This is a genomic window from Aquimarina mytili, from assembly GCF_016735115.1.
GTDB lineage: Bacteria > Bacteroidota > Bacteroidia > Flavobacteriales > Flavobacteriaceae > Aquimarina > Aquimarina mytili.
On sequence record NZ_JAERQJ010000004.1, the window covers coordinates 47,645 to 59,446 of the forward strand.

At 33.8% G+C, this 11,802-nt stretch carries 13 protein-coding genes; 7 read left to right on the forward strand and 6 right to left on the reverse strand.

The window, feature by feature from the left end; genetic code table 11:
- The 4 genes from JJQ60_RS11350 to JJQ60_RS11365 all read left to right on the forward strand — a co-directional run bounded on the left by JJQ60_RS11350 (nt 1) and on the right by JJQ60_RS11365 (nt 2,294).
- Nucleotides 1–303, forward strand: coding sequence for a hypothetical protein (locus JJQ60_RS11350; RefSeq protein WP_201919794.1), 303 nt, complete (start codon nt 1–3; stop codon nt 301–303).
- Nucleotides 296–640 carry a hypothetical protein gene (locus JJQ60_RS11355; RefSeq protein WP_201919796.1) on the forward strand — a complete coding sequence of 115 codons (345 nt, stop codon included), beginning with the start codon at nt 296–298 and terminating at the stop codon, nt 638–640. The genes JJQ60_RS11350 and JJQ60_RS11355 overlap by 8 nt, the downstream gene beginning before the upstream one ends.
- A gap of 104 nt (nt 641–744) precedes the next feature.
- Entirely contained in the window at nt 745–1,878 is a 1,134-nt protein-coding gene (locus JJQ60_RS22300; RefSeq protein ID WP_201919798.1) for a hypothetical protein, read from the forward strand.
- A gap of 161 nt (nt 1,879–2,039) precedes the next feature.
- Complete coding sequence (locus JJQ60_RS11365) at nt 2,040–2,294, forward strand: hypothetical protein (RefSeq protein WP_201919799.1); 255 nt, start codon at nt 2,040–2,042, stop codon at nt 2,292–2,294.
- A gap of 81 nt (nt 2,295–2,375) precedes the next feature.
- On the opposite strand, the gene JJQ60_RS11370 is transcribed toward JJQ60_RS11365, so the two are convergent.
- The gene (locus JJQ60_RS11370) at nt 2,376–2,597 is read right to left on the reverse strand and encodes a transcriptional regulator (protein WP_201919802.1); all 222 of its coding nucleotides are present in this window, start codon (nt 2,595–2,597) and stop codon (nt 2,376–2,378) included.
- Nucleotides 2,598–2,713: 116 nt separating this feature from the next.
- Here JJQ60_RS11370 and JJQ60_RS11375 point away from each other — a divergent pair, with 116 nt between their 5' ends.
- Nucleotides 2,714–2,956, forward strand: coding sequence for a hypothetical protein (locus JJQ60_RS11375; RefSeq protein WP_201919804.1), 243 nt, complete (start codon nt 2,714–2,716; stop codon nt 2,954–2,956).
- 393 nt (nt 2,957–3,349) lie between these two features.
- Nucleotides 3,350–3,712, forward strand: a complete 363-nt coding sequence (locus JJQ60_RS11380) for a CoA-binding protein (protein ID WP_201919806.1) — start codon at nt 3,350–3,352, stop codon at nt 3,710–3,712.
- Here the strand turns inward: JJQ60_RS11380 and JJQ60_RS11385 are convergent.
- The 4 genes from JJQ60_RS11385 to lnt all read right to left on the reverse strand — a co-directional run bounded on the left by JJQ60_RS11385 (nt 3,689) and on the right by lnt (nt 9,995).
- Nucleotides 3,689–5,128 carry a sodium:solute symporter gene (locus JJQ60_RS11385; RefSeq protein ID WP_201919808.1) on the reverse strand — a complete coding sequence of 480 codons (1,440 nt, stop codon included), beginning with the start codon at nt 5,126–5,128 and terminating at the stop codon, nt 3,689–3,691. The two genes, JJQ60_RS11380 and JJQ60_RS11385, sit on opposite strands and share 24 nt — an antisense overlap.
- A 260-nt stretch (nt 5,129–5,388) precedes the next feature.
- Complete coding sequence (locus JJQ60_RS22055; protein WP_236669106.1) at nt 5,389–5,964, reverse strand: hypothetical protein; 576 nt, start codon at nt 5,962–5,964, stop codon at nt 5,389–5,391.
- Between the two features lie 243 nt (nt 5,965–6,207).
- Nucleotides 6,208–8,076: an ABC-F family ATP-binding cassette domain-containing protein gene (locus tag JJQ60_RS11395; protein ID WP_201919810.1), complete on the reverse strand. Its 1,869-nt coding sequence runs from the start codon at nt 8,074–8,076 to the stop codon at nt 6,208–6,210.
- A gap of 338 nt (nt 8,077–8,414) precedes the next feature.
- Nucleotides 8,415–9,995 carry an apolipoprotein N-acyltransferase gene (gene lnt / locus JJQ60_RS11400; RefSeq protein ID WP_201919811.1) on the reverse strand — a complete coding sequence of 527 codons (1,581 nt, stop codon included), beginning with the start codon at nt 9,993–9,995 and terminating at the stop codon, nt 8,415–8,417.
- Nucleotides 9,996–10,227: 232 nt separating this feature from the next.
- Between lnt and JJQ60_RS11405 the strand changes: the two genes are divergently transcribed.
- Nucleotides 10,228–10,983 (forward strand): CDP-alcohol phosphatidyltransferase family protein, encoded by a 756-nt coding sequence (locus tag JJQ60_RS11405; protein WP_394369544.1) that lies wholly within the window; start codon nt 10,228–10,230, stop codon nt 10,981–10,983.
- A gap of 38 nt (nt 10,984–11,021) precedes the next feature.
- On the opposite strand, the gene lptB is transcribed toward JJQ60_RS11405, so the two are convergent.
- Nucleotides 11,022–11,765 carry an LPS export ABC transporter ATP-binding protein gene (gene lptB, locus JJQ60_RS11410; RefSeq protein ID WP_201919815.1) on the reverse strand — a complete coding sequence of 248 codons (744 nt, stop codon included), beginning with the start codon at nt 11,763–11,765 and terminating at the stop codon, nt 11,022–11,024.
- Nucleotides 11,766–11,802 lie beyond the last annotated feature (37 nt).

The window sequence follows — 11,802 nt, forward strand, 5'->3', positions numbered from 1 at the left end:
ATGGACTCAATCGTAGAAGTATTAAATAGTATAAAGCAAAGACCAGCAATGTATATAGGAAGGGATTCAATATCGTGTTTAAAAGCTTTCCTAGATGGTTGGTATTTTAGAAACCCAACAGGGGTTGTTGACACAGATGTCATGAATAAATTTCAAGATTGGACCGAAAAAAAATACTCTACTAAATCAAGTAAATCATGGTCTGATATATTATTGTATAACTCTCAAGATGAAAGTAAAGCATTAGAGTTGTTTTTTAAAGATTTTGATGAATTCATTGATAATCATAAGTTAGATGGGTAAGAGTAAAATGGTAATGACAAAACAGGAATTTTATAGCTTATATATCCCAGCTTTAGAAAAAGCATTGGATACTGATCATATAAACATTGGTTTCAAAGTTAAAGGACCAGAAGATTATATTGACACCAAATTACAAGTTGAAATAGAAAATTACTTAGAAGAACATGAAGATGTTTTTCTTGAAAAGGTAGCTTATTATTTTGATGCAAAATCTCATAATTTTCCTTCGATTGAAGGGGTTGAAATTGAGGTTTATAAAAAAAAAATAAAAATTGAAATTAATAATGTGAAGAAAGGGTTTTTAGATAACTCTACTGATTCCCCCGCTGGGTTATAGTATGTGTTAGTGCTCGTTTGTAACGTGTACCGGGCATGATAAGAGAATAAAATAGCCACAACGCTGTAAAAGGTGTTGTGGTTTTTAATGAAAAAATAAAATTAGTGAGAAAGAGTATTATACTATTACTTCTTTTACTGTCAACTATAGTTTACGGGCAAGAAGATATTCAAGAAGTGCTCAAACAAGATGTTTGTGAGTGTTTTGGAGAAAAAACGAAGCGTTCTTTAAACGCTGATAACATGTATGTGTTTAAATTATGTCTATTAGCTAAAATTAAGAACTACTCTGAAGAATTTCAAACGATCCTTAAAGAAGAACGTTTTGTCGAAGTAAGTAAACGTAAAGGGCAAGACTATGATATTAACTTAAGAAATTTAGGTTTATTTATAGCAGGACATTTAGAGTATTTTATTCAAGATTGTGATGTTTACTATCTATATTCTTCTGCATTGCGTATTCAAGAACTAACCATACGAGCGGGAACGTACAGATTTGAAAAAGCAATGCTATCAAGAAAATTGAAAGAACCTGGAAATAATCCTAAGCTTTTTTATGAAAGAGGGATGACGTATTTGGCTATAGGCCAATACGAAAAAGCAAAACAGGATTTTTATAAATGCCTTGATACAGATCCAAATAATGAGAAAGCGATATATAGTTTGGGTTGGGCTTGTGAGCTAAACGAAGAATTTGGAGTAGCCATAGGTTGGTATAAAGAACTAACCAAAAAAGGAAATCGTTATGATGCCGCTAAGGCATTAGAGATTACCAAACGAAAAGTAAAAGATAAAGAAGCTTTTGAGTCGCTTAAAACATTAAACCAGCTTATAGCTTTAAAAAGTGCTTCAATATCTAAAAGGAAAAAATCAATACCTGAAGGAAATTCTGTTCCAGTTATGCAGGGATGTGAAGGATTAACCGATCAAAATGAAATCAAAAAATGTATGAGTGAGCTGGTAAAAAAACATGTAAACGAAAACTTTGATGGCGATATGGTTATGAATAATTCTAGTCTAAGGAATGGAAAACATACAATACATGCTGCTTTTAAGATTTCAAAGGAAGGTAAAATCAAAGATATTAAAGTACTTTTTAATGATCCGTTTGCAATTTTTGAAACCAAAAGAGTTTTGAATTCACTACCGCCAATATTAAAACCAGGAATGACCGCAGAAGGAAAACCTGTAAGTGTATATTATTCTTTACCTATAAATTTTATAATTTCTTATGAGTAAAGGTAGTCGGATAGCTTGGATTTGCAATCCGAGATGATTTGGTAATACTATAAACTAAAACATTGTAAAAGGAGTAGCGGTTTTATACGTTTATCGAAATAATACGGAGGGCACAAGTTGCAAACTTGCGCCAGCGCAGAAGTGTAAAGGAGTAAATCAATATGGCAAAAGAAGTTAAATATATTATAATTGGATTTTTGACCACATTAATTGCGTTATCAGGACTTTATATACTACTCAATGAATATCTTTATAAAGATGTAACACTGGCTGATGGTACAAATGTATCATTAGGTCGTACTCCAGATATTATTGATACGATTATCTTTTTCTTTCTGATAGCTTTATGCTTAATCGGATTTATTTTATTTATAATAAGTTTAATAAAAGTAATTAGAAAGAATACTTTCCAATAGCTTGAATTTGCAATCCAAGATAATTTAGAAATACCATAAACCCAGATACGTTTAGTTAGAGTAGCAAGAAATAAGTATATATCATGCGCCAATCAAAGAAAAGAAGTAAGAAATTTTAATTTCTCTGGCCTCACAAATCTTCTCTAATGTTTTAACGGGCATTCTATATCCTTCAGGTTTTAGAATTTTTCGTACTGTTTTTTCATCAATATAATGTTCAGTAGCAAATGCACGATTCGATTTAGCTTTTGCAATCCATTCCTTTGCAATATAGTTGCAGATTCTTTTGTTTATATCAGCCATATCACAAAAGAATAGGATGTTGAATCAATTAATGCGGACTAAAGGACGCGTTTTGTTGGTTTTTTATATCTTTGACAAAAAATAGTGTAATGCATACCGTGATTAAACATATCGAAATGATCAAACGCATCGATCAGCTTATTCGTTTGCAGGCTACCGGTACTCCAGAAACACTAGCATGCCGCCTAAACATCTCTAGAACTAAACTATACCGCATATTAGATATGATGAAATCATTAAACGCCCCAATACACTATGATCCTAGCTTGCCAAGCTTTGTATATACAGAACCTGTAGGGTTTCTTATAGGATTTTTTAACCAACAACAACTAAACGATACCCCTACCAGGATATCCTAAAGGGGGCAAAATTATTTGGTAAATAATGATAAATAAGCCATTACTTAGGTATAGTTAAAATAGAAGAAGGAGAGGTCAACCATGAAATAGAATGGATAACAAAATAAAATAGTTTTTTGTAATAAACACAAAAACCGCCCCTGGATCAGGGGCGGTTTTCTATAATAACCAAATAGTAACACTAACCATCAACTATGAATAAAATTTGATTATTATTAAGTAACTAACTAACTAAATTTATGAAAAATCATATCTTTTATAAATAAGACGTGGCGCTTTGATTTGTGTTACACACTCCCTTAGTTTTTAACACTTTTCCTTGTTTTTTTAACTTTTTAAACTTTATTTAATAGTCGTTTAGGATGGTATTGCAAATACATTTAAAAAAGATTTATGAGTAAAAGAACATTAGTGCTAGGAGCCTCGTTAAAAGTAGATAGATATTCTAACTATGTAATTAATAAATTGGTTAGAAATAACCATGAAGTTATAGCAATAGGTATAAAAGAAGGAGAAGTTGCCGGCATAAAAATTCAAACAAATACCAATGGCATAGCAGATATAGATACCGTAACCTTGTATCTAAATCCACATCGACAAAAACCGTATTATGACTATATTATTACTCTAAACCCCAAACGAGTAATCTTTAATCCGGGAACCGAAAACCCCGAGTTTTGTCAAATGCTTAGAGAAAGAAATATAGAGGTAGAGATTGCCTGTACGCTTGTGCTACTTTCTACGAATCAGTATTAAGCCTAAAAAGGTTAGAAGACCATTAAGTATCAGGATGAAAAAACCAAATTCAAAACCAAACCAGGTGGCACTATTATCGCTAATAATATACGATAGGATTGGAGATACTATTGCTATAACGGGTACTAAGTTGTCTCTAACGTTTAATTTTGTAAATAAACCAAAAGCATATAATCCCAATAGTGGGCCATAGGTATATCCGGCAAATACAAATAATTTGGCGATAACACTTTCATCTTTGATAATATACTTAAAAGCAATAATCACCAACACCAAAATAAAAGAAAATAAAACGTGAATCTTTTTTCGTGTTTTAATCTGCTCTTGTGCACTATATTTCTTTTCAATATCAAGAATGTCAATACTAAACGATGTAGTCAACGAGGTTAAAGCACTATCTGCACTACTATATGCTGCAGCAATTAGTCCCAGAACAAAGAAAACAGCAATACCAAAACCTAATCCGCTTTGTGTGGCTATTACAGGAAACAATTGATCCTTATGCGCGTCAATCCCATTTTGCGAAGCATATTGAGTGAGCAATAAACCAAGTCCAAGAAATATAAAATTGACAATAGTCAATACAATAGTAAACCAAAACATGTTTTTTTGTGCATCTTTTAAACTTCTACAGGTCAGATTTTTTTGCATCATATCTTGATCTAAACCGGTCATTACTATAGCGATAAAGGCTCCAGAGAAAAACTGTTTCCAAAAATAATTAGCACTTTTAAAATCCTCGAAGAAAAACATTTTAGAAAGATCACTGTCTAGTACATGGCCCAGCAAATTTGATCCTGTAATTCCTAAATCATCAGATACATAATAGATCGCAACACCTACGGCAATGAGCATAAATAAAGTCTGCAAGGTATCTGTCCATACAATAGTCTTGATCCCTGATTTAAACGTATACAACCAAATCAATAGGATGGTTATAATTACCGTAACCCAAAACGGTACTCCCAAAGCATCAAAAAGAATAGCCTGTAATACATTAGCCACTAAAAACAGCCTGAAACTGGCACCAACTACCCTTGAAAGTAAAAAAAACGAAGCCCCTGTTTTATATGAATAATTACCAAAACGTTCCTCTAAGTAAGTATATATTGAGGTAAGATTGAGTTTATAATAAAGCGGCAACAATACCGTACCTATAATGGTATACCCCAAAATATAACCAAACACAACTTGCATATAACTAAATTGCGAAGCTTCTATCCAACCCGGAACCGAGATAAAAGTAACGCCGCTAAGTGAAGCTCCAATCATTCCAAAGGCTACAACATACCATGGGGATTGTCTGTTGGCTTTAAAAAAGGCATCATTGTCGGCATTTTTTCCAGTGAAATAAGAGATGAGGATAAGAACTCCAAAATACGCTGCAATTAAAAGCAGAATGTGTGTGGGTTGCATAAATTTTGGTTAAAATGAATCACCAAAATACAAATTAACTAGAAACTTCAAACTATTTAATGTGAACTTGGGATAAGAATTTGATTTGAAAAAACCGTCAAATTGAGTGGTTTTTCGCAGTGAAACGAAGAAAAATTGTATCGAAATTAGGTTTTTGCACGAAAATTTACTTGTCTTCGATTGTCCTACTGAGCTTGTCGAAGGGTGACAAGGCTTTTTATGCCAAGAGTATACATAGAACTCACGTTAATTACTAACTATTATAATCGAACAGTAAAATGTTCTTTGGCTTGTTCTTGTCTTATAAAGACAAACCCTAAACTAAAGGTATCCACAGTAACCGTGATTTTTGGATGTGTTTTTACGTTATCCCATAGTATTATATGGTGTTTTGATTGGTACATAGCCTCTGTAATAATAACAGTATCATTATGTGCTATTGAGGGTAATGTATTAGTCTTAAGATAATGAGTAAGTACATCTAGATCTATAAAAATTAAGTCGTAATGACCTTTGTGTTGAATTGAATCATGAACCTCAATACTATTGTTTAGCGACAATATTTCAGAAATAAGTCCTGATTTTTTGGATAGAAGTAGTGCTTTTTTAGAGTCAAAATAACCCGGAATACGGTATAACAGTTTGGCGGTTTTAGGGCTAAAGTGCTTCTTGTTATCACCCTGTTTCAATAAGGATGAAAGTGCAGGATACGAACCTCTTTTTTCTTTGTTATAAAAGCATTTGGTGACCAAGTTGTATACAAAAGGAGAGTGTACTCCGTGTTGATTGGTGGATTTGATTAGAAAATTTAAATAAGATTTGAATTTAAAAACCATTCTTAATGTATGCTAGTATATTTTTGAGTTGTTTGTCATCCCATTGTAGAATGGGATCCATTTTAAATCAGGGTTTGCGTTTTATTTTTAATGTTGTTTTTTTTGATCTGCAATAGAAATATAAATTTTATAGGTAAGTGATACGTTTTTTAGATTCCGGCCTACGCCGGAATGACAAAAGTTTTTGTGTTTCTTAAATATTGAAACCTAACAGCCAACAGCTAATAGCTAACCACTACCAAATCATTCTTCCATTTTTTCAGAAAGCTCGAACCAGCGCATTTCGTTTTCTTCAATTTGCTCGATAATTTTCTGAAGCTTTTGAGACTCTTCATTGATCTTTTCTTCATCGAGGTTACCTTCAACAAAAAGTGATTCAATCTCTTTTTTCTGAAGTTCTAACTTTTTGAGATCGCGTTCGATTCGATTAAACTCTTTTTGCTCATTATACGACAAGGCTGCTTTATTGTCTTTTTTCCAGGCTTTTTTTGCTTTTGGTTCTTCGTTTTCTATTTTCGGTTTTTCGGGCTCGCGGCTATTTTCATAAACACGATAATCGGTATAGTTTCCAGGAAAATCCTGAATAACCCCATTGCCTCTAAAAACAAATAAGTGATCTACAATCTTATCCATAAAATAACGATCATGCGATACAACCATCAAACATCCAGGAAAATCTAATAAAAAGTTTTCTAACACATTTAGTGTCACGATATCCAGGTCGTTTGTAGGCTCATCCAGAATTAAAAAATTAGGATTTTGTATCAATACCGTACAGAGGTATAATCTTTTACGTTCTCCACCACTCAATTTTTCTACAAAGTCGTATTGTTTTTTTCGATCAAATAGAAAGCGTTCTAACAGTTGTTGCGCCGAAATTTGTCTTCCTTTTTTTAGTGGGATGTAATCTCCAAACTCTCGAATAACGTCAATAACTTTTTGACCTTCTTTTATGGTGATTCCGCGTTGGGTATAATATCCAAATTTTATAGTATCACCCACAATTATTTTACCATGATCGGGAGTAATTCCACCGGTGATCATATTGAGAAAAGTAGATTTTCCGGTTCCGTTTTTACCGATAATTCCTATGCGTTCTCCTTTTTTGAATACATATTCGAATTTATCCAACAATACAAGGTCTTCAAAACGTTTAGAAATTTTATGCAACTCCAGGATTTTACTTCCCATACGTTCCATATTAATTTCTAGTTGTACTTCATGATCATTACGACGCTTGTGTGCACGCTCTTTGATTTCAAAGAAATCATCTATTCGTGACTTAGATTTGGTTGTACGCGCTTTGGGTTGTCTACGCATCCAATCCAATTCTTTTTTATACAGTTGTTTTGCTTTATCAGTAGCTATTTGCTCGTTGGCTATTCGGGCTTCTTTATTGCCAAGATAGTATGCATAATTACCTTTATAACTGTATAGCTTCCCGTTTTCTAATTCAACAATCTCGTTACATACATTTTCTAGAAAGTAACGATCATGAGTCACCATAAAAAGCGTGAAATTTTCTTTTGCAAAATAGTCTTCTAACCATTCTATCATCTCAAGATCCAGGTGGTTTGTAGGCTCATCGAGATATAATAAATCAGGTTTGCTTAGCAAAATATTGGCCAGGGCAAGCCTCTTTTTTTGTCCTCCGGAGAGTTCACTAACCTTTTTGTTAAGGTTTTCTAGTTTAAGCTTGAAAAGTATTTGTTTGTATTGCGTTTCAAAATCCCAAGCACTGATTGCATCCATTTGCTCAAAGGCTTTTTGGTAAGCTTCGGTATCGTCGGGGTTTTGTAATGCTTTTTCGTAAGTATTGATTACTTGTAACGTAGGGTTATCTGAAGCAAAAATGGTTTGCTCGATAGTGAGATTAGGATCAAGATTGGGTTCCTGGGGTAAGAATGAAACCTTTAGGTTTTTTCGATATACAACCTGACCTTCATCGGGGGCTTCATCTCCAGCGATGATGTTTAGTAAAGAGGTTTTTCCGGTTCCGTTTTTGGCAACAAACCCTATTTTTTGCCCTTCATTAATCCCAAAAGAAATATCCTTAAAGAGTACTCGTTCTCCAAAAGATTTGGCAATATGTTCTACAGATACGTAATTCACGTGTTATTTTTATAAGGCTTCAAAGGTACAAAGTTGAAAAGAAACACAATGATTAAGTTAATGATTTTAGTTTGAGTTATTGCATTTGTTATTTTGAGATGTTAAAAGTCTTCTGCAGGCTGCAGGAGTAAATCCTGAGTTGTGGAAAATCTCCTGCAAGCTGCAGGAGTAAATCCGGAGTTGAGGAAAATCTCCTGCAAGCTGCATGAGCAAATCCGGAGTTGAGAAAAGCTTCCTGCAAGCTGCATGAGCAAATCCAGAGTTGAGGAAAGCTTCCTGCAAGCTGCATAAGCAAATCTTACGATAAATAAAGGTAGTCGTACTAATAATAGAGTAGGTTATATTTTTCTTTTTCGACGAGTAACCGAAAACAGAAAGATAAACACAGATAAGAAAATAGAAATTCTTGCCAGATAATTTCCGACTTTGGCATAAAACGTAATTTTATCATTCGTTTTTAAGGTTCCCTTTAGGGTGCCTTGTTTTTCATATCCTAACTGGCTAACAATGGCTCCAGTTTGATTGATAATGGCAGAAATTCCAGTGTTGGCACTTCTGGCAATACTTCTTCGCATTTCGATAGCTCTTAATTTGGCATAGGATAAATGTTGTTTGTGTCCTTGCGTATTTCCCCACCAGGCATCGTTGGTGATTATGGCTAGAAAATTGGCTTTGTTTCGAACATATCCGGTAGAAAATTCTCCATATATACTTTCATAACAAATCATAGTCCCCACACCAATACTATCCTTGGTAAAGAACACCTCGCGGTCATCTTGTATTGTTTTTTTGGCTACCGTACCCCCAAGGTCAATCATTACATCGCCCAGAATTGGTTTTAATACACTTTGATACGGAAAATTTTCAACCCCTACTACCAGTTTACTTTTGTGATATAACTCATCAGTGCCATCAGGGCGAACAAAGAATGCCGAATTATAATCGTCATAAAATACATTTTCTTTATAAATATTGGTTTGCGGGCGAATTCTTGAGGGGTCATTAAACACATCGATTAACGAAATGCCCGAAAGAAAATGTGTTTTTGGATATGCCTTTATAATCTTTTGAGCTGTTTTTTTTGCGGTGGAGTGTGGGAAATTATGAAGTCTATTACTATCTGCAAAAACAGTTTCGGGAGCAATGATAAAATCGGTATTTTGGGTAATAGCGTTCTGGGTTAACGAATCTAATAAAACACTGATACGTTTATCTGTCGTATTGTATTTTTCGGTATAGGGGTTAATATTGGGTTGTAGAATGACCACTTCAATATCTTTGCCTTTTTCTGTATACGTTTTTAGAATAAGTAACGAAATAATAATTGGTAGTAGTATTATTAAACCATTACGAATTGCAGATCGATATAGAATAGCTTTGTCTTTATATTCTTGAAACAATACGATACTTTTAAACACACCAATATTGACGATCCAGACCCAAAGCGTACCACCAAAAGTACCAGTATATTCATACCACTGTATCCATGAGGTAAAACCTGCAAAACCATTGCCTAAGTTTAACCATGGCCAGGATACTTGCCACTGCAGATGAAAATATTCAAAACTCATCCAGATACAGGCCAGAAATATGCTACCAATAGTAAATGTTGTTCTTTTTGCGACAATATGATAGATTAAAAACACAAGAGCCATTAATAGAGTGTTTACAAGTTCTGCAAACCACATTCCAAAGGCTGATGAGTTGTATATCCACCAGGTAGTAATAATGTTCCAGATAAAAAAAGCGAGATATGCTAGACCAAAAACCTGGCTTTTACTGTATTTGGAATTACGAACATTATGTTCTGCTAGTAATAGCGGGACAAATCCAAAGAATAAAAATAAAGGAAAACCATAGGTAGGCCAACTAACTGCAAGTAAGAGTCCAGAAATTACGGACAGTATAATGTTTCTCATAAAAAAAGACTTCCTATATAAGAACGAAATTAAACTTATTTAGTTACAAATAATAACATTGATTACTACTTTTTTGTTAAGCATAAAATGAATTTGACCAAAATAGTTTGTTATTTTTACTCGATAATCGAGATGTAAATGCTGCGAGGCTTGACTCGAAATCAAAATATTTTTTAACAGATACCTTGTGGGCTTGCTCCGAGGAGGTTTACACAAAATCAAATGTATGTGGATTAAAAAACAAATTCCGAACATTATAACACTTCTTAATCTTTTTTGCGGATGTATTGCCGTTATTTTTGCTGTACATGGTGCTCTGGAGTTTGCAGCACTTTTTGTGATGCTAGGGATTGGGTTTGATTTTTTTGATGGTTTTGCAGCACGAATATTAAATGCACAAAGTGAGTTAGGATTGCAATTAGACTCATTAGCAGATGTGGTTACGAGCGGTGTTGCTCCAGGTATTGTAATGTTTCAATTGCTGACTAAAGTATTTGGTCAGCCTTTATATATAACAGCAGATTCTTGGGATATTACTCAAACCATAGCTGGTTTTGGAGAATCATATTTTTCGTTCCTGGGTTTATTGATTACAATGGCTTCTGCATATCGTCTAGCAAAATTTAATATAGATACGCGTCAGACCTCTTCGTTTATTGGATTACCAACTCCGGCAAATACGCTTTTAATTATTAGTCTGCCGCTTATACTTAAATTTCAGCAGGAAACCTGGATTGTAGATATTATACTTAATAAATGGTTTTTGATAGTATTGACCTTGCTGAGCTGTTATTTGTTGAATGCAGAAATCCCATTGTTTTCGTTGAAGTTTAAGACCTGGGGTTTTGTAGAAAATAAAATACGTTATATCTTTTTACTTCTTACTATTGTACTGATTGTTCTTCTCAAGTTTATCGCAATACCTATTGTGATATTGTTGTATATTTTGATGTCACTCATTTTTAGAAATGAGAAGACAAGTGTTTGAGAGGTTTGAATGGATTAAATTAGTACTGTCCTCACAGATTAATTAAAATCCAATTTCTTTTTCCTCAATTCGAAGTTTTGCCCAAGGTATACCTTACGTACCATTTCATCTTCTGCCAGTTCTTCAGGGATCCCTGCTTTAAGAATGCTACCTTCAAACATCAGATAGGTTCGGTCTGTTATGGCAAGAGTTTCTTGTACATTATGATCGGTGATCAAAATACCAATGTTTTTATTTTTTAGTTGAGCAACAATACGTTGTATGTCCTCAACAGCCACTGGGTCTACTCCGGCAAAAGGCTCATCGAGTAAAATAAAATTAGGATCTGTAGCCAATGCGCGGGCAATCTCTGTACGTCTACGCTCACCACCACTTAAAAGATCCCCACGGTTTTTTCTGATATGTCCCAGACTAAACTCTTCTATTAGCGCTTCCATTTTATGAAGCTGCTCTTTTTTTGAAAGTTTTGTGAGTTGTAATACACTTAGAATGTTGTCTTCAATACTCAACTTTCTAAAAACTGAAGCTTCTTGTGCCAAATACCCAATACCATTTTGAGCACGTTTATACATTGGAAATTTTGTGATGTCTGTATTATCCAAAGTAATTATACCACCATTAGGTTTTACTAGACCAACAATCATATAAAAAGAAGTCGTTTTACCTGCACCGTTTGGACCAAGAAGCCCAACGATTTCTCCTTGATTTACTTCAAGAGAAATCCCCTTTACTACTTTTCGTCCTTTATAGGACTTCATTAAATTATCTGCTTTCAATTTCATAATACAATGACTTCTTTATGTTTTGAATGTTGCTATA

Bases quoted from the DNA above. Each gene is read 5' to 3' on its own strand.
- JJQ60_RS11350 (WP_201919794.1), top strand. From the start codon at position 1: ATGGACTCAATCGTAGAAGTATTAAATAGTATAAAGCAAAGACCAGCA.
- JJQ60_RS11355 (WP_201919796.1), top strand. From the start codon at position 296: ATGGGTAAGAGTAAAATGGTAATGACAAAACAGGAATTTTATAGCTTA.
- JJQ60_RS11365 (WP_201919799.1), top strand. From the start codon at position 2,040: ATGGCAAAAGAAGTTAAATATATTATAATTGGATTTTTGACCACATTA.
- JJQ60_RS11370 (WP_201919802.1), bottom strand. From the start codon at position 2,597: ATGGCTGATATAAACAAAAGAATCTGCAACTATATTGCAAAGGAATGG.
- JJQ60_RS11375 (WP_201919804.1), top strand. From the start codon at position 2,714: ATGATCAAACGCATCGATCAGCTTATTCGTTTGCAGGCTACCGGTACT.
- JJQ60_RS11380 (WP_201919806.1), top strand. From the start codon at position 3,350: ATGAGTAAAAGAACATTAGTGCTAGGAGCCTCGTTAAAAGTAGATAGA.
- JJQ60_RS11385 (WP_201919808.1), bottom strand. From the start codon at position 5,128: ATGCAACCCACACACATTCTGCTTTTAATTGCAGCGTATTTTGGAGTT.
- JJQ60_RS22055 (WP_236669106.1), bottom strand. From the start codon at position 5,964: ATGGTTTTTAAATTCAAATCTTATTTAAATTTTCTAATCAAATCCACC.
- lnt (WP_201919811.1), bottom strand. From the start codon at position 9,995: ATGAGAAACATTATACTGTCCGTAATTTCTGGACTCTTACTTGCAGTT.
- lptB (WP_201919815.1), bottom strand. From the start codon at position 11,765: ATGAAATTGAAAGCAGATAATTTAATGAAGTCCTATAAAGGACGAAAA.